This is a genomic window from Alkalihalobacterium sp. TH-98 (genome assembly GCF_057473385.1).
This window is the reverse complement of sequence record NZ_JBYCKM010000056.1, coordinates 18,537-34,859: the sequence shown is the minus strand read 5'-3', so window position 1 is coordinate 34,859 and position 16,323 is coordinate 18,537. Positions and strand designations below refer to the sequence as shown.

Annotated in this window: 19 protein-coding genes; 4 read left to right on the top strand and 15 right to left on the bottom strand. The window is 38.3% G+C overall.

Annotation, left to right across the window (positions count from 1 at the left end):
* Positions 1-66 precede the first annotated feature (66 nt).
* The 3 genes from AC2VNP_RS21300 to AC2VNP_RS21290 are packed head-to-tail and all read left to right on the top strand — an operon-like array spanning position 67 to position 3,245.
* Positions 67-1,308 (top strand): site-specific integrase, encoded by a 1,242-nt coding sequence (locus tag AC2VNP_RS21300; RefSeq protein WP_486919333.1) that lies wholly within the window; start codon positions 67-69, stop codon positions 1,306-1,308.
* Entirely contained in the window at positions 1,301-2,275 is a 975-nt protein-coding gene (locus AC2VNP_RS21295) for a tyrosine-type recombinase/integrase (RefSeq protein WP_486919331.1), read from the top strand. Before AC2VNP_RS21300 ends, AC2VNP_RS21295 begins: the two co-directional genes overlap by 8 nt.
* On the top strand, positions 2,262-3,245 hold the full coding sequence (locus AC2VNP_RS21290; RefSeq protein WP_486919329.1) for a site-specific integrase: 984 nt from the start codon (positions 2,262-2,264) through the stop codon (positions 3,243-3,245). The genes AC2VNP_RS21295 and AC2VNP_RS21290 overlap by 14 nt, the downstream gene beginning before the upstream one ends.
* Before the next feature lie 56 nt (positions 3,246-3,301).
* On the opposite strand, the gene AC2VNP_RS21285 is transcribed toward AC2VNP_RS21290, so the two are convergent.
* From AC2VNP_RS21285 to AC2VNP_RS21235, 11 genes are all read right to left on the bottom strand, one after another.
* Positions 3,302-4,030: a hypothetical protein gene (locus tag AC2VNP_RS21285; RefSeq protein WP_486919327.1), complete on the bottom strand. Its 729-nt coding sequence runs from the start codon at positions 4,028-4,030 to the stop codon at positions 3,302-3,304.
* A gap of 126 nt (positions 4,031-4,156) precedes the next feature.
* Positions 4,157-4,471 carry a hypothetical protein gene (locus tag AC2VNP_RS21280; RefSeq protein WP_486919325.1) on the bottom strand — a complete coding sequence of 105 codons (315 nt, stop codon included), beginning with the start codon at positions 4,469-4,471 and terminating at the stop codon, positions 4,157-4,159.
* Positions 4,472-4,478: 7 nt separating this feature from the next.
* Positions 4,479-4,676, bottom strand: a complete 198-nt coding sequence (locus AC2VNP_RS21275; protein ID WP_486919323.1) for a hypothetical protein — start codon at positions 4,674-4,676, stop codon at positions 4,479-4,481.
* A 75-nt stretch (positions 4,677-4,751) separates the two neighbouring features.
* Positions 4,752-6,008 carry a site-specific DNA-methyltransferase gene (locus AC2VNP_RS21270; RefSeq protein ID WP_486919321.1) on the bottom strand — a complete coding sequence of 419 codons (1,257 nt, stop codon included), beginning with the start codon at positions 6,006-6,008 and terminating at the stop codon, positions 4,752-4,754.
* A complete protein-coding gene (locus tag AC2VNP_RS21265) occupies positions 5,998-6,261 on the bottom strand; it encodes a hypothetical protein (RefSeq protein ID WP_486919319.1) in 264 nt (87 codons plus the stop codon). Before AC2VNP_RS21265 ends, AC2VNP_RS21270 begins: the two co-directional genes overlap by 11 nt.
* Before the next feature lie 349 nt (positions 6,262-6,610).
* Complete coding sequence (locus AC2VNP_RS21260; protein ID WP_486919318.1) at positions 6,611-6,964, bottom strand: HNH endonuclease; 354 nt, start codon at positions 6,962-6,964, stop codon at positions 6,611-6,613.
* 354 nt (positions 6,965-7,318) lie between these two features.
* Complete coding sequence (locus AC2VNP_RS21255; RefSeq protein ID WP_486919316.1) at positions 7,319-7,747, bottom strand: DUF1492 domain-containing protein; 429 nt, start codon at positions 7,745-7,747, stop codon at positions 7,319-7,321.
* Positions 7,748-7,788: 41 nt separating this feature from the next.
* Positions 7,789-8,142, bottom strand: a complete 354-nt coding sequence (locus tag AC2VNP_RS21250; protein ID WP_486919314.1) for a pathogenicity island protein — start codon at positions 8,140-8,142, stop codon at positions 7,789-7,791.
* Between the two features lie 295 nt (positions 8,143-8,437).
* On the bottom strand, positions 8,438-10,822 hold the full coding sequence (locus AC2VNP_RS21245; RefSeq protein WP_486919312.1) for a virulence-associated E family protein: 2,385 nt from the start codon (positions 10,820-10,822) through the stop codon (positions 8,438-8,440).
* Between the two features lie 70 nt (positions 10,823-10,892).
* A complete protein-coding gene (locus AC2VNP_RS21240; RefSeq protein WP_486919311.1) occupies positions 10,893-11,147 on the bottom strand; it encodes a hypothetical protein in 255 nt (84 codons plus the stop codon).
* Positions 11,148-11,203: 56 nt separating this feature from the next.
* On the bottom strand, positions 11,204-11,401 hold the full coding sequence (locus tag AC2VNP_RS21235) for a helix-turn-helix transcriptional regulator (protein WP_486919309.1): 198 nt from the start codon (positions 11,399-11,401) through the stop codon (positions 11,204-11,206).
* 185 nt (positions 11,402-11,586) lie between these two features.
* On the opposite strand from AC2VNP_RS21235, the gene AC2VNP_RS21230 reads away from it, so the two are divergent.
* A complete protein-coding gene (locus AC2VNP_RS21230; RefSeq protein ID WP_486919307.1) occupies positions 11,587-12,207 on the top strand; it encodes a helix-turn-helix domain-containing protein in 621 nt (206 codons plus the stop codon).
* A 123-nt stretch (positions 12,208-12,330) separates the two neighbouring features.
* On the opposite strand, the gene AC2VNP_RS21225 is transcribed toward AC2VNP_RS21230, so the two are convergent.
* The 4 genes from AC2VNP_RS21225 to AC2VNP_RS21210 all read right to left on the bottom strand — a co-directional run bounded on the left by AC2VNP_RS21225 (position 12,331) and on the right by AC2VNP_RS21210 (position 16,321).
* On the bottom strand, positions 12,331-13,155 hold the full coding sequence (locus AC2VNP_RS21225; protein ID WP_486919306.1) for a DUF3800 domain-containing protein: 825 nt from the start codon (positions 13,153-13,155) through the stop codon (positions 12,331-12,333).
* Positions 13,156-13,511: 356 nt separating this feature from the next.
* Positions 13,512-14,138, bottom strand: coding sequence for a hypothetical protein (locus AC2VNP_RS21220; protein WP_486919304.1), 627 nt, complete (start codon positions 14,136-14,138; stop codon positions 13,512-13,514).
* A gap of 111 nt (positions 14,139-14,249) precedes the next feature.
* The gene (locus AC2VNP_RS21215; RefSeq protein ID WP_486919303.1) at positions 14,250-16,079 is read right to left on the bottom strand and encodes a hypothetical protein; all 1,830 of its coding nucleotides are present in this window, start codon (positions 16,077-16,079) and stop codon (positions 14,250-14,252) included.
* Positions 16,080-16,108: 29 nt separating this feature from the next.
* Positions 16,109-16,321, bottom strand: a complete 213-nt coding sequence (locus AC2VNP_RS21210; protein ID WP_486919301.1) for a YdbC family protein — start codon at positions 16,319-16,321, stop codon at positions 16,109-16,111.
* Positions 16,322-16,323 lie beyond the last annotated feature (2 nt).

The following is a 16,323-nucleotide window of genomic DNA, read 5'->3' as shown; positions in this document are numbered from 1 at the left end:
AATCTTGATAACTGTATAAACGCGCTAATTCCCGGCTACAATCTTCGCATAAGGAGGGTTGTGCCTATGATTTCCAAAAATCAAAGTCTACAAGAGTTTTTGGTATCATTTGCCGATGAACTGCGGCGAATGCAGTACACTATTACAAACATCAGTGTTTTGACGAGCAAATGCCATGAACTTGAAACCTATGCATTGTCACAGGGAATCAATGAGTACTGTGTTAAATTAGGACAGAAATTTTTAAGTACTTGGTATCCGATTTCCGGTAAGTTTGAAACATATGCCGATGTTGATTTGCACACTAAAAATGCATACTGGACAGTTGGACTATTAAACGATTACTTGCTTCACGGTGTGTTCACAACGATGAGAAAAACTCGTGTGACCCCACTATGCGATGAGCACGAGAGAATCCTCTTCGCGTATCACAAATACCAGTTGGAAAACGGCTATGCTGACCAAAGCGCTAAACGATGCAGATACTCAATGAGAACTTTCCTGTTGTATCTCAGCGCTAATAAGGTCAATGTTTCTGATATCAGCGAACCCAATATTATTGGCTTTTTGTCAGCTTACATTGACAAAAGTAAATCGTATATTGAATCACAGATTATCGCATTAAAAAGGTTTGCTGTATTTGCGAGCGATACTGGGCTAACGAGCACCGATATTTCAACATATATACCTCCTTTGGCAAGGGTGGCGAGTCAGCGGATACCGTCAGTTTGGGAAAACTGCGATATCGACAAGCTGTTATTAAGCGTTGACCGTGGCAACCCGTTAGGGAAGCGAGATTATGCTATTCTTTTGCTTGCGGCAAAACTTGGCCTGCGCACTAGCGACATTAAGAGTCTGGAGTTTAAGGACATCAACTGGGAAGACAAGCGGATTGACATAGTTCAAAGGAAAACTCAAAAACCACTTTCCTTGCCTTTGCCCGACGATGTAGGTTGGGCTATCATCGACTACTTAAAATACGGTCGTCCCAAGTCCGAATTCCCACAGATATTTTTGCGACATGCTACTCCAATAGGTCCATTTGCTGCATCATCATCTTTGGGAGGCATTATCTCACGGTACAGAACCATCGCTGGGATAGATGTTGGAGATAATGTCCGAAAAGGCATGCATTCTTTACGTCACACATTCGCCACTCGTTTGCTCCGAGAAAAAGTACCGCTTGAAACGATAGCCGAGTTGCTCGGACACGTTGGAATGAGGAGCGTGGACATTTATCTTAGTGTAGAAACGGAAGCTCTACGCTGTTGTGCATTAAACCCCGACGGGGTGTTCAATTATGACTGATAAAATAAAAAAAATTAAATCATTGTATGAGCAGTACGATAATTATATTGCTTTCAAAAGAGCTTCTGGTATAAAAGCCAATAAGGAAGCACAAGTACTTCGCAGATTTGTTTTGTTTGCTGAACAATGGGAACCAGGTGTAACCACGGTGTCCAAAGAAATTGCTGAGCGTTGGGCGACCATATCACCCGAGGAAACCCCCGCAAATCAAATTCAGCGGAAAGGGATAGTGCAGCGTTTTGCCAATTATCTCTTATCTCACGGTACAGAGGCTTACGTATACCCAAAATACAGATACGAGCCGACAAAATTTGTACCGTACATATTTAACAATGAGGAATTAGCTCAATTTTTTACCGCTTGCGACAACACTCGAACACCAAATTTGATACGTAGCCACGTGGTCGAGTTGATTTTCCGTATGCTGTACTCTAGCGGTATGAGAGTATCGGAAGCAATAAATCTCAAAGTTCGTGATGTTGACCTTGAACAGGGCGTAATTCGCATAAATGACGCAAAGTTCGATAAGGAGAGGTTGCTGCCCATCCATGATGCGTTGCTAATACGAATAAAGAAGTATTCCAAAAAAGTCCTTACGTTTGTTGGAAATGACAGTCCATTTTTCCCCAACTCTCAAAAAGGACATTATAGTCCCGGCGGGATATACCATATGTTTCGTGAACGTCTGTGGGCGGCGGATATTTCCCACGGTGGCAAGGGCAACGGTCCTAGAGTTCACGATTTGCGGCACACATTTGCCGTGCACTGTTTGCGCCGCGCCGTACTGAACGGTGACGATTTAAGCGTAATGCTGAAATATTTGTCCGTGTATCTGGGGCACTCCGACACATCGTCTACCCAAGTGTACCTGCGCCTTACGGCGGATATGTACCCAGATATCGTCTGCAGGATGGAAAAGGATTTTGATGTTCTTCCAGATTTAGAGGTGCTGAATGAAACCTACTGATTTCGCAATACATCTCACCACCTATCTTTCGTCATACCTGCCCGGTCAACGTGGTATCAGCGCCAACACTATAAAATCTTATGGAGATACGTTCCGATTGTTGTTAATATACTGCCGTGACCAAGCTAACATCGCACCTGAGAGAATGACACTTCAGCTTTTTAACGATTTGCTGATAGCCGGATTTCTCAACTGGCTTGAAACAGATCGAGGTAACGCGGTTTCCACAAGAAATCAGAGGCTTGCTGCAATACACTCATTTTGCCGTTATCTACTGACCGAAGCACCTAATCATATGGCTCTTTTACAGAAGAATTTGAGTGTACCGTTTAAAAAGTACGTAAAACCTCAGATCGGATATCTATCTGCGGATGAGATGACAGAGATACTTACCCAGCCCGACTTGAAAAATGCTAACGGCCGGAGAGATCTCGCCATTCTTTCATTACTATATGACAGTGGTGCAAGAGTGAGCGAGTTGGTGAATCTGCGTGTCCGTGATGTCCGACTTGATGAGTATCCAACAGTTACGCTGAATGGGAAGGGGCAAAAAATACGCTATGTGCCCCTTATGAGCAAAACTGCGGACCTAATCAGAAAATATATCTCAGAAAATTATCTCAATAAACCGGAACGGTTGGATAATCCACTGTTTGTGAACCGACAGAAGCAGAAGCTCACTCGTGCAGGAGTTTCCTATATTTTGAAAAAATACGCTAGTGGACGCGATATTTCTCCGCATATACTTCGCCACACAAAAGCAATGCACTTGTTGCAATCAGGTGTGAACATCGTCTATATCCGTGACATTCTCGGACACTCAAGTATAGAAACCACGGATACCTACGCTCGTGCCGATGCTGAAATGAAGCGTAAAGCAATTGAGAAACTTACCGCTCAAGTAACGCCTGATATCCCAGACTGGCGTTCGGACAATTCTTTATTAGATTGGCTCAAGGATTTAAATTGAAATAATTATGCAAAGTTAATTGTGCTAAAACGTCATTAATTTGACTGTTTAGCGCATTAACTTCGCATTATATTTAACTTCGCATAAGCCCCGCTTCCTTCGAGGTTGGCAAGTAGCACCTTCCTTGTTGTTTTATACTCGCTCCCGTTCATCCCAAGGCGAATGAGCCAAGTTCGAAAGGCATATTTCGGATTGTCATCCTGTGCTTGCTTAAACGATGCTCGCTTTTGCTTCAGGGCACTTTTGTTGATAAATGCAATTAAATCTTGAAAGGCTGCAATCTGATCCGGGTTTAGGTTGGTTGCTTTTAATTTGATCGTGAAAGTTTCTTCTTCAAAATCAAAGGCTATGCCTGGGATCCTTTCTGTTCCAAGTTCATCGAGCGCTTTCTGAAACTCTTCAAAGGTACTTATCTCTTTGAAGCTTAAGTCCTCTGCAAAAGTGCCATCCATCAGCGGTTCGGTTAGCTTGAAGACTTTCATGATCAAGTGTTGTTTGCTAAAAAGCATGTTTACTAGATTGCGTAGCGTGGTTCCTGAGTGTCCTTCTAGCGGAAGCGTAACTTCTAAACCGTCAATCTCTAAGGGCTCATGCTCTTCTTTTGGCTCTATAATCTCTTCAAAAGTCTTTACTTCGCCTGCTGAAGTTGTGATTGTTCCTTGTCTGTCGATTGTGTAGGTTTCTTCAGGCATTTCAATTTCGTAGGCAAAGGTTGGAGCATTCAAATACTTCGGCTTTACTCCGAAAAACTCGCCTAGTTTCTTTACCATTTCTTTTCGGTTCATTTTAATTCCCTCCTGTGTTTTGGTGTAGTACATATATCACTCTAAACACAGGTAATAGCAAGTCATTCCGGCCAGATATTCGCATTTATTTTTAATGTAAAAAGCAAGACCCTCAAGGCCTGCCCATTAATCATTTTCAATCCCAACATACCTTGCATAAGTATAACCCTCGTTATTAACAAGAATCTTTTCACCGGTATCTTTGTTAATCACTCGAATGCAACGAACCTCTCTGTTTTCATTCACTCCACCATCTTCCTCGGTGATCCAAGGCTGGTCGTTGAAAAAGTCATTTGCAAAGGAATGAAATTCGTCGTCCTCCAATAGCACCTCTTTTATCACACAGTAACTTTGACCCTGCTGCCCGCTCTCTATCGCTTGTTCAGTCAATTCCTCCAACTCGGTCAGGTCGCCTATTTTTCTACCGAAGATTGCTCTCATGTACTTATCACTCCACTTCAACGTATTCCATCATAATTTGCAGGGCCTCATCATAGGAACCAGATAACATCACTCGCTCACTTACTTCCTTCGCTTCATCAGCTTTTCCGTTTTCCTTTAAGGCTCTGCTTATCCGACCGAGTATTGAAAAGATATTTCCATCTTCACCCACAAGTTTGCAAGTTGGCTTGGATTGTTCTTCCATTGCTACACCTCCAATCTATTAAGGTAGTAGCATATTGCCATACACGTCGAGGTATAGCAACTAGATTCATAGCTATTACTGTAGTAACTCCTCTTCTTCTACCGACTCTGGTTTTGGTACATCAGCAAAGGCAATCTTTTCGCCATTTCTCAGTAAAAACACTTCTTTATCCTTTCCAGCCTGTTCAATGTATCTTTTCACAATGACATCAGAATATTTTTCATCCAGTTCAATCGTGTAGCATATGCGATTGGTCTGTTCACAGGCAATAAGTGTAGAACCACTCCCACCAAAAGGATCGAGCACGATACAATTGCTCATGCTGCTGTTTTGGATCGGGTAAGCACACAGTCCAACTGGCTTCATTGTTGGGTGAAGGGCATTTTTAGAAGGTCTATCAAAATTCCAAATGGTACTTTGTTTTCGATCTCCATACCAGTTGTGCTTTCCATCCTTTAACCAACCAAATAAAACAGGTTCGTGCTTCCACTGGTAAGGACTACGGCCAAGAACCAGGCTTTGCTTTGCCCAAATACAAACACCAGACAAGTAAAATCCTGCATCTTTAAATGCCTTTCTGAAGTTGTATCCTTCCGTATCTGCGTGGAAAACATAAATGGATGCATCCTTCTCCATGCTTGCAGCCATGTTGCTAAACGCTTTGAATAAGAAGCTATAAAACTCTTGGTCTTTCATATAATCGTTTTTGATACTACCTGCTTGAGAAGAGTAATTTACATTGTATGGTGGGTCCGTTATCACTAGATTCGCCTTTTGCCCATTCATGAGTTCCTGGTATACATCAGGGTCTGTACTATCACCGCAGATTAACCTATGCCTTCCAAGCAACCACACATCGCCCTTATTTGTAATAGTAGGTTCAGCCAGCTCCTTTTCTACATCAAAATCATCTTCGTTAATATCTTTGTCATGGACTTCGTTAAATAGCTGATCAATTTCAGGTGGATCAAAACCTGTAAATCCAATATCGTAGTCCATTGATTGCAAGTCCTGAATCAAATCTGCTAATAACTCTTTGTTCCATTCACCACTTATTTTATTAAGAGCAATATTTAAGGCTTTTTCCTTTGTCTTATCAATATCGATAACAACACAATCAATCTCGGTATAGCCTAATGTCTTTAAGACAGAAGCTCGTTGATGCCCACCGATAACCGTCAAATCCTTATTAACGATAATTGGGTCTACATATCCGAACTCACTGATACTATTTTTTATTTTTTCAAATTCACTGTCTCCCGGTTTGAGCTTCTTCCTTGGGTTATAACTAGCTGGAACCAAGTCGTCTATTCTTAATTTTTTAAAGTTCATCTTCTTCACTCCAAAATCTTGATTTTATGTAACAGTCATGGCTGCAGAACTTTCGTTTCTTGTTCCCGTAAGTGCTAAACTCTTTTCCACAATGTGGACATGTATAGTGGTAGATTGCAGTTTCACTTTTGTTTCTCGCTTGCGGGTTTTCTTTCCACCATTTCCTGCGGCATTCATCAGAACAAAACTTCCTAGCTCGGCCACGCCCTTTTAACCGAAGGTCATATATAAGTTGCTTTTCTGCTTCCGTCATCTCTCATGCTCCTTTCTGCGTAAACAGTATTAAAAACAGCAATAAAAAAACGCCTGAATTAGCCATTTACTAAACTAATACGGACGTTTCATCGCCATTTCTTATTTAAGTGTTAAATGTCCCTCAAAACCAATAGCACCAAGGCTTTATCAGTGTTTTTATAACTTTTCCAATTGTACTATTTCGCAAATTAGAAAATAGCTCAAACCCTTATTCTTACTAAAGATTTTCACCTTGGACTGTCGGCAATGGATACCCCCCTTATTTAATTACGCGAAAATTCACGTGAAGGGGGCGCGCGGTCCCCAGCCAAAGGGTTGTAGAGATTTGACCTCCCCTAGGGGGGCCATCAAAAGGTGTACACCGGGTGCTGGTCTTCCGTTCTCGTCTTTCGGTCATGGCACTTCTTACATAAAGGTTGCCAGTTGCTTTCATCCCAGAACAATTGTTGATCTCCTCGATGAGGTGTAACATGATCCACAACCGTTGCAGGTGTTATCTTCCCTTTCTTTTCACAATGTTTACAAATGGGATAGGCGTTCAAGAATTGTTTTCGTGCTTTCCTCCATCTACTGTCATAACCACGCTCGCTTGCCCCAGCTCGATCGTCTGCATAAAGCTTCGTATGAAACTCACAATACGAGTGGTCCGTTAACAATGGACACCCTGGGTGCTTACATGGTTTCTTTGGTTTCATAGGCATCTATCTCAACTCCGTAATTTACTTTATAAATTAAGAAAGCCCAAGAAGATATTCCTTCAAGGGCTGTTGTTATGCTATTTCTACACCTTATACTTTAGCACACACACAACATGGCTTATAATGGCTTTTCATGGTTTCTTTTATAATTCATGATTTTTGATGCAGCATAAAGCCAAGGATTTTGATAAAAAAGGTATAGAAAAAGCCCCTATGATGAATAGGAGCTGGGTTATCAAGAATGTTGCGTTTCCTAAGATTCGTAACGATATAACTTAGGCATATGCTACAACATATGGAATTCTTGTAACTTCTATACCTTTACAGCTTAATACTACTACACTTTTCGAGTGACATTCAATGACATTTAGTGCCCTCTTTTATTTTTTCAATTTCTTTTAGTGCTTGCCCATGAAGTCTCAAGACAGTTCTTCTATCATATCCCATTGTTTCCGCAACATCTTCCCAGCTTTTCCCCGCAAGATACCTCAACTCTAGTAACAACTGATCGTGTAAACGACTCATCTTTCTAATCATTTTCATGATGTCAGTCTTTACATTTACCATGCATACAATATCTTCTTCAATTTCATATTCTAATTCCATCACTTTAACGATAGTACTTTCCATCATACTATTCTCCGTAGCTCCACTGCCCACATTTGTATGAGAATAGTTTGTCGTTACTTTCATGGACAAGCTCTTTAACGATTGAAGCTGCTCCAGTTTGTTCTCAATCACTTGATCTAACCACATGGCTTTTGACAAATATGCTTTTACATTCATTCCATTCAACCCTTTCTATTAATCATCATAGCTTTTCTTTACTAGATTTCTCTTGTTAATAACATGGGCATCCAATGATCCGTTTGGTAATCCTTTGCTTTAGCTGCTATAGGAAGTTTTATCACCTCACCATCAATCAAGTAATTTACATAACTAGCTGGTTGCAGGCAGATTTGATTCTCTTCCAGAACACTTGCTAAAAGATCAATGGCTTCTTCATTCCAGCCACCCCAAAATTGAATATTTGAATACATACTATGATAGATGGCTCTATTTCCTTTGTAGGAAAATTGGTGGTCATCAAAAATGCTCTCCAGTTCAATAAAACTGACATGATTATCATTTAATACTTTTGCAATAATCGATTTTTTCACTGCTTCACATGGTTGATTCATTTCAGCTGCTCCTTTCATTTTGCGCTTATCATCTAAGCCGGTTGCCTAAGTCTTTGAAAAAAGGGACAAACTATCTCTACAGGGGTAATTCCTATACTGTATAGCTAGTACATATACTCTAAATAACATCTACTATTCTTTATAAAAGAAATGACTTTAGGAAACTAAGTATCTTTAAAACCTTATAAATAACGGGTTTAAACGGGTTTCCTATCCGGTTGCCTAAGTTTTTTTAGGAAACCTTGGTTAACCGATCTGGGTTGCCTAAGTCCTGTCATTTTTGCCTTCTGGTTGCCTAAGAATTTTCTTGGGCTTCCCTTACATACGTGATTTGCACACCATAAATAGGATGCTTCATCTTACCTGACTTGTTCCCATCGTATCGTTTCCAACCACCTATTTTCACGAGTATCCCCTGAAGTTCAAAAGAGACGCTTCGTTTCAAATCTGATTTATCTTTACCGAAACATTCACACCAAATCTCTTGAAAGCATACTTTGGTTCGTTTCTTCGTTCCTACCGGTGGTGCAGCATCGAAGCCTGTATCACCTGCCAGGTAATTGCGTCGATCAAATAGTTTCATATCATCCCAGTTTTCCGGCAATAAAGTTTCTAAGTATTCTTTGACAAGGCCTTCTCGGTCATCTTCCTCCATAGCTTCTTGTTGGTAGCGATAAGCTAGCTCTGCCGACTCACCTTTAAGAATCAGCTTCTCGCCCTGCTTGTAATACACGATCGCCTCAGCCCAAATTTGATTGACTTCGGACTGTGTCAAATCTCCCCAAATACTTTTTTCCCCTTTGCTCACATGGACCGGCCAATACCTTCTGTTCCCGGTAACATCTCTTAAAATGCCTTTTTCTGAATTCGTCGTTCCTACAATAATGCACTGCCTTGGATGACTTTCTACGTAAACACCATAGCTATGTCTAAACTTATCATCGAGCCTAGTGATAAATGCTTTGACCAGTTCCAAATCGACCTTCCTTAAACCAGCTAATTCACCAAGCTCTAAAATCCAATAGCCCTGTAATTTTTCAGCAGATGCCTTGTCCCTCATATCCGATAAAGTCAAACTATCAGAAAACCAGTTCATCGCAAGTTTAGAGAAAAAAGTAGATTTACCTAATCCTTGATCACCAATCAAGATTAAAACATTGTCATATTTAATCCCCGGCTCATAAATTCTTGCTACTGCTGCACATAAGGTTTTTCGCATGACATCCCTTGTATAGCTGTTGTCCTCGGAACCAAAATAGTCGATAAGCAGTCGATCAATTCTTTTGGTACCGTCCCAAACAGGTAACCCTTGAAAATAATCTTTTATCGGATGAAAGGCTCTTTCCGAAGCTGTCGTTAAAAGGGCATCCTTAAACTTTGCTGGCGAATAGATGCCATACTTCTTATCCAAAACCACTTTCGCATTCGATAAGTCGGCATCATTCCAACCAGGCTTTACTTGTTTCCAAGTTGGCTCACCTTTAATATCCAACCGATGAGATAACTCGTTATAAGCAATAGGAGTAAAAAGCTCATCATGGCGAAGGATTTCTGTTATATTACTGAGCGTATCTTTGACACTACCATTCTTATTGACTTCTAACTTCAACTCCCAATTTTCATCGTCAAACTCGTCTTTCGCCTGTTCCATCCGTTCAAAAGCGAGTTGCTTTCTCACTTGCTCATCTTCTGAGCAAAGCTCCAACATTGCTCTATAAGATGGCCGACTTGTAGGTGGTGTCTCTTCTTTTGTCATCTCATCAAGCTCATGGAATTTATGAATGCGAACAAGATCAAAAGCATTTAACAATTTTCCACAAGCAGGATCTGTCGCGTGGTGGGAGTAGGCATACTTATCATCATAGATCATGACACCTGCTGATGAGTCAGCTGGTATATAGTCATAACGCCCTTCCATAACACTTGGGGTATAAAGATCTGATAAAAAGATTTCAATGACCCCAGTAATGCTGTAACTTCTACAAAAAGCTCCCAACATTCCACTCTTGGTTAATGGATCTTCTTGCTTTTTCACCTTTTTTTCAATCACCTTTGTCTGTCTGGAAGACACGGGCCAAGTAGAAGTATCCTTCCAATCTTTATAAAGCTGCAAAATGGTGTTCGGATCTAGAAATGGACCATCGATTTTCCTAAAGAAATACTCACCATCCGACGAAGTGCTTGGCCAATACATAAGGCGATTCGGTTCATAGGTTGTATCATCAAACAGTTCGATACCAATTTCCTTTGCAATCATTCTACTGATCGCTTGGTACTCATCAGGTGAAACTGACCGGGAAAGTGGGATGATAATCCTAAGCCTAGGCTTTTCAGACGTATGTTTATGGGTAGAATAAATGCAGCAAGCATAGTCTTGAAGCATGTCTATATTAGAAGCAATCGACTCCGCATCATCAGCATAATCCATATCAAGTGTAAGCATAGAGCGAGACAAAACATTTTCTTTCCTACGCCTTCCGTCTTTTAGTTCCCCAGCAACAAAGCCACCGACATCTTTGACATTGTCCTGTTGGTACTTTTTCATTTTGCGGTACTCTTCCTGTGTTTCACTGGTGACCGTAGTTTGGGAGAGCTTTTTTACAAACTCATCCCAAGATACCGCTTGTTGTTTCCAAACTTTATCTTTCCGACTGTTCCCCGTTGATATGATGAAGTTCATGGCGTCCTCCTTTTCTTGAAATAGTGGCAGGACTAATCAGATGATAGCAAACTAGTCCCACCACACTATGCTACATATCTTTTTTGTTATTCCAAGGTGAATCGGTAACGTGAACCTGGTCTGAAACAAACGTTGCTAGATTCGTATATTCACAAAGCGTATAGATGTACTCCGTATCACAACCAGCACTTTCAATGAGCTCTTTTACTGTTTGTACTACCTCTTCGTCTTTACTATGGGCGAGCAGCTTCAGTTGCTCTAGAACCCTTGCGATGATAACTTCTGTACCATATTTCTCGGTCAATAATGTTAATGTTTCATTCATTTTATTTGCCTCCATTTTTATAAAATTTCTCCCTTACTGCTTTCCCGTGTGTAGGCTTATTCTCCATTCTTCGGAAAAACATCATCGATATTAGCATCTAGTGCAGCCGCTATTTTTCGTGCATTCACTAAACCCGGTACTGAGTTGTTCGCAATCACATCGTATAGATAGGATTTTGAAAGTCCCGTCGCTTTTATGACATCGCTAATTTTGATGTTTTTCGATTCGATGACTTCACGTATTCTATTTTCCAATGACATCCCCTCTCTTTCTTAAAAATAATTGTACCATTTTACCGGACAAATGTAAAAGAAAAAGTTCGTATTAATGGACGAATATAATGAATTTACACTTTTATGTTGTGTTTTTATCATTTTAGGTTTACTTTATCGGACAAAAAGATATAATAGGGATAAGATGTGGTGGAAGGAGCGCTTTTATGTTAAGTGAAAATTTGAAAAAGATACGAAAAGAACGGAAATTAAGTTTGAGGGCTTTATCAGAAAAAGCAGAGGTATCAAAAAGCACGTTGAGTGATATCGAAAATCATAATGTGAAGAGCACAACAATGGGGACATTGGAAAAAATAGCTGAAGCACTTGAGGTATCCGTTAGTTATTTAATTGGAGAAACGATCGAACAAGTAATCAAAACAAGACTTGAAGAACTCGGAAAAACTTTAGAAGAATTTGCTCAACAGTCCGGATTAAGCGTCAATTATCTAGAAAAATTAAGTGATATTGTTCCTGATGAATGGGATTATCAAAACGCAAAAAAAATTGCAATTCACTTAAAACTTAACCCTGAAAATTTAATTACTGCATTGGCAAAACAAGAACCTCCCACGATAGACTACCCAAATACAAGAGCTACAGCTGAAGAAGATTTTGGTTCAGAGGACGACGAAAAAGGTGATGGTAAACCTACACCTTCTGTAGAGGAAGTATTCACACTAGCTGCACAATTCGTTGACTACGAAGAACCACTAACAGAATTAGATATTGAAAAAATGAAAGTGGCATTAAAAGTGGCATTAAGCCAAAGTAGTAACAAAGGATAAATTTTTTCGAGAAGAAAATGGATATAAAGAAGGTAACCCTTGGGCTATCTTCTTTATTCGCTTTAGAATTACTTTCTTGATTTACGAACCTGACACAGTGAAGTTAAATTATAAGGGCCCTTGTTAATCAAAAAAGGTTGAATTGTGCATTGCTATAAATGGTATTAGGTAATTGTTGAAGTCTAGCTCATTTAATTCATAAGTATTACTCCATTCATAATATTTAATATTTTTTAGGAAGCTATGGAAGTTACTATCCTTTAATAACTTTATTACTAATGAAACCTGTTCTCTATTTTTTCTACTATCTTCGCTATTATTAAAGCCTGAGTTTTTAATTATCGTCCTAATCATTCCTAATAATAAATCAATTGTCTCAAGACCAACCTGTTGCTGTTTTGGAACATATTGACTGCTTTTAATTTTATAATTTTCTCCCCTATAAATAGCTTGTACATTTAATTGCTTAGGTAATGTTTCAGCCAACTGAACTTCTTTTTTTCTATATTCCTCAGCATCCTCAATAAAAATATGTGTATTAACCTGCAAATGTGTACCGAATTTACGTAAAAGTCCATACACAATTCGTTCTGGTAATTTCATGTATATAGATGAAAAGAACAGACTTGGATCTACATCTGTAAAATCTCTTGCATTCATCTTAATAATCGTTTGATCATAATTAAACACATTCATTTTTATTAATTCTTGATAGTTCATCATTTGTTTGATTATTTTCCAAATAGCATTTCTTTCCCTACTGTCACCCTTATAATCAACCCAATGTAACTTTTTATTTCTAATAATTTGATTCAGATCTTCTATTTCGCTTCTAAGATAAATTTCTTCTGGAATAGCTAATGCACCCATTAAATGAGGACGATCGCTACTATTTTTTCCACTTTCATCAAAAAAGATGTTTAAATTAAAGACTGTTTGTCCATTCATATACTAATACCTCTTTACAAAAGTTATAAAATCATACATAATAGTAACTAACAAATAATATACTAATTACATAACTCATCGTGCCATTGAATTAACGATGCGTTAAGTTTTACTTAAAACTACTTGTGGAGCCCATGTATTTCCGCACGTAGTTTTTTTAGTTTATACTTAATGTTGATAAAACGAATGCAGATAAAGTGTAACAAACAATCTTCTGAAATTGCTGTGGATAAGCTGCCTCACAACCATTTTTGTGGACAAGTTTGTGGAGTAAGGTAGTTATTTTTGGATAAGTTCATTATGATTGTCATGAAAAAATAAGAGCGATCACTTGAAAGTGTGGATAAACTAAAAACTTAACCTTCTTTATTCAACCTCTCAAATTCTTCTTCAAAACACATAAACCAATAGCCCAATTCATCTTCCTTACAAATCGCATGCCTAACTTCATTTCTCCCATCTATTCCAAAATGATATGCCGATACTCTTTCAACTTGAACATCCTTATCAAAGTAACGATAAACCATTAGAGCATTCGATTTTTGAATTCTGTTCTTCTGTGTCACCATATTGTTGAGACATGCAATTCTTTCTTTCGATTCTATGTTTTGAATTCCAATAACATTATGAGGGATATAACCTTCTTCCGTTTCAGAAAACAGTTTTTCAATTGTATCCTCATCCTTGTTCCATTGGTTTTCCCGCTCCAAGTGCAACGCCAGATAAACATAGTTTTCACAGTCCACCCTGCTATCCCATTTCCACCAAGAAAGATCCATTGGTCTTGATCGGCCTTTTACTTTATCAAACTTCGAATCTTCAACAAAAGAATCAAATCCTAGCATTTCACCTAGATTTGCAAAATAATCAATCTCTCTCTTGGTAAACATAGAGCGATTATGTACGGTCGATAAGTTTAGACGCCTGTAATTTCGAACATATCCTTCAAAGAACTGAATTAAATCAAAATATTGCTTTTCCAAATCATCGCATCCTTAATATATAGATCTACCTTCCTTACGAACACAAAGATGTGATCCTTAAAGTGGGCCATTAAATTCATATGAAGCTTTGACATCAAAATTAATATATGTTCACTTTGTGATAGGTGTAAGCTCTGAATTCAAATAATGATAGTCTTGTTGAATCCAATAAGCGAAATGATGAATTGCTACTCCAGAAGATTTAAAAGCATTTAAGTGCTCTTCCGCCTTTTTCAGATTTCCAAGTGTAAAATTATACTTGGCGAGTCTAATATACATTTCAACAACTATTGGATATGATTTTAATTTTGATAGATTGTCTTCAGCCATCTGGACATGTTTTTTCATTATTTCTAATGGTTCTGTCCTAATTTTTGTGCCATCCATATTATCAAAGGCAAAACATTCATCAGCAATATCGAGATCTTGTATAATCATGTTAATTAGTAGACCATTCTTACTATAAATGTCTTTTACATCGCACATCGATTTATAAATACGATTAAATTCATAAGGTTTATCGTACTCTTTTAATACTCCTATTTTCTCCCTTTCGATATTGCATCTTTCATTAATTTCATACTCTTTCAAGGTTTGAATGTATTGTTCTAAATCCTTTAGAGCCTCTGTACTCATATAGCTCAATACTACATTCGGTATCATTTCAAAACGATGGGAAGGCGGAAAACGAATTTGTCTTAATGCTATATCGATTTCTTTTATACAAAAGTATCGTTCAGGCATTTCTAATCTAAAATATTCATCTAGGTTAGTATAAATCCGGTTCAGAACCTTAGTTATATCTATCTTGTTATTACAACGAAGCCGTAAATCACTTTTGTCGAAGAGCAATTGGTGTTTGGCGGATAGTCTCTTTCGGATTTCAATTTCTCCATGTTCGACTGCTTTTATCATATTCACTTTGTCAGAAGTTTGTCTTGCTACTTCCATCTGGAGGTTATAAAATTCTTGCAAATCTTTTATCACATTACTATCAATTAATTCGCTATATTCATCTAATCTTTGCTCACTTTCCTCCATCCTGTTTTGGCGAATACATAAATGGATTAAATTTTGATAAGACACATGGATCAAGGTTTTACTCTTTTGCTGTTTTGCAACATCACAACTTAATCGATAATAGTTTATAGCGTCTGTATAGTTTCCTTCTATAAACCTTAAGCGCCCGTAGTTATTATAAATCATCGCTTCTAATAACGGATCTTTACCCTCGACCATACTCAGTGCATTTTGAAAATGATTTGCAGCTTTATCTAAGTTCATCCAGTTTTCAGAAAGTATACCTCTAAGCATTTGATAATTGGGTTCATTCTTAACTTCAAGATTATCGAGTATATACTTTGCTTTATTTAAATCACCCAGCTCATATAAGATAAAGGCCTTTTTTCGTTGCAATATATTCTTTTCAGGATCGAATAGGTTCTTTTCGTCAACTTTATTGTATAGTTCAAGTGCTTCTCTTAATTTCCCTAATTCCCTCAAATGTTCGGCATGAAGCATGTCGTATTCATATTTTTCAAGGAAATCAATAAAGTAAAATGGTCTTTTATTAAAAAGGTCTTCTCGGTTCCAGCTATATTCTTGTTGTACTAATTTTTTTAAACGACCTAACTTAACCTTGGAATAACCGATCGGTTTCTTAATAGCTAAATATGAAACTGTACTATAAAATACTAAGAGGAACAACACAGCACACAAAACCAACCAATTATTTAGCCCTATTACACCAATTAATAATGCATTAAGTACTAATAGAAGTAGAATAATCAGCGTAATGTATCGACTTAAATATCTGGGGTGTCTGATTCGCTGAACTTTAATGGGTAATAAAGCCGATACGAAGAGTAGTGAAAGATTCGCTGCTAAACTTTCACCAAAGTGCTCTAGAAGAAAGTTAAATATACTAATAGCATCCCCCATGTGACACCCCCACAATTAATGTCTTACACTTACTTTTGTAAAAACTTTTTCAAACTTTCCATTTCCTCTTTTGACAAAGTAACACCTTTCCCCATCTTCTCATGGTTGGGGGCCCAGTCACGAATATCATACTTTGGTTCTCGCCCATTCCAGCTGATCATGTTTAACTCCTTTGTCCAGCCTTTTGGTGATTCGGATAAAACAGCGATGTGTTCTGTGATTTCAAATTTAAGATCAGCCAATA

Bases quoted from the DNA above. Each gene is read 5' to 3' on its own strand.
- AC2VNP_RS21255 (WP_486919316.1), bottom strand. From the start codon at position 7,747: ATGAATGTAAAAGCATATTTGTCAAAAGCCATGTGGTTAGATCAAGTG.
- AC2VNP_RS21245 (WP_486919312.1), bottom strand. From the start codon at position 10,822: ATGAACTTCATCATATCAACGGGGAACAGTCGGAAAGATAAAGTTTGG.
- AC2VNP_RS21290 (WP_486919329.1), top strand. From the start codon at position 2,262: ATGAAACCTACTGATTTCGCAATACATCTCACCACCTATCTTTCGTCA.
- AC2VNP_RS21265 (WP_486919319.1), bottom strand. From the start codon at position 6,261: ATGACGGAAGCAGAAAAGCAACTTATATATGACCTTCGGTTAAAAGGG.
- AC2VNP_RS21300 (WP_486919333.1), top strand. From the start codon at position 67: ATGATTTCCAAAAATCAAAGTCTACAAGAGTTTTTGGTATCATTTGCC.
- AC2VNP_RS21215 (WP_486919303.1), bottom strand. From the start codon at position 16,079: ATGGGGGATGCTATTAGTATATTTAACTTTCTTCTAGAGCACTTTGGT.
- AC2VNP_RS21230 (WP_486919307.1), top strand. From the start codon at position 11,587: ATGTTAAGTGAAAATTTGAAAAAGATACGAAAAGAACGGAAATTAAGT.
- AC2VNP_RS21225 (WP_486919306.1), bottom strand. From the start codon at position 13,155: ATGAATGGACAAACAGTCTTTAATTTAAACATCTTTTTTGATGAAAGT.
- AC2VNP_RS21285 (WP_486919327.1), bottom strand. From the start codon at position 4,030: ATGAACCGAAAAGAAATGGTAAAGAAACTAGGCGAGTTTTTCGGAGTA.
- AC2VNP_RS21295 (WP_486919331.1), top strand. From the start codon at position 1,301: ATGACTGATAAAATAAAAAAAATTAAATCATTGTATGAGCAGTACGAT.
- AC2VNP_RS21270 (WP_486919321.1), bottom strand. From the start codon at position 6,008: ATGAACTTTAAAAAATTAAGAATAGACGACTTGGTTCCAGCTAGTTAT.
- AC2VNP_RS21275 (WP_486919323.1), bottom strand. From the start codon at position 4,676: ATGGAAGAACAATCCAAGCCAACTTGCAAACTTGTGGGTGAAGATGGA.
- AC2VNP_RS21280 (WP_486919325.1), bottom strand. From the start codon at position 4,471: ATGAGAGCAATCTTCGGTAGAAAAATAGGCGACCTGACCGAGTTGGAG.
- AC2VNP_RS21240 (WP_486919311.1), bottom strand. From the start codon at position 11,147: ATGAATGAAACATTAACATTATTGACCGAGAAATATGGTACAGAAGTT.
- AC2VNP_RS21250 (WP_486919314.1), bottom strand. From the start codon at position 8,142: ATGAATCAACCATGTGAAGCAGTGAAAAAATCGATTATTGCAAAAGTA.
- AC2VNP_RS21260 (WP_486919318.1), bottom strand. From the start codon at position 6,964: ATGCCTATGAAACCAAAGAAACCATGTAAGCACCCAGGGTGTCCATTG.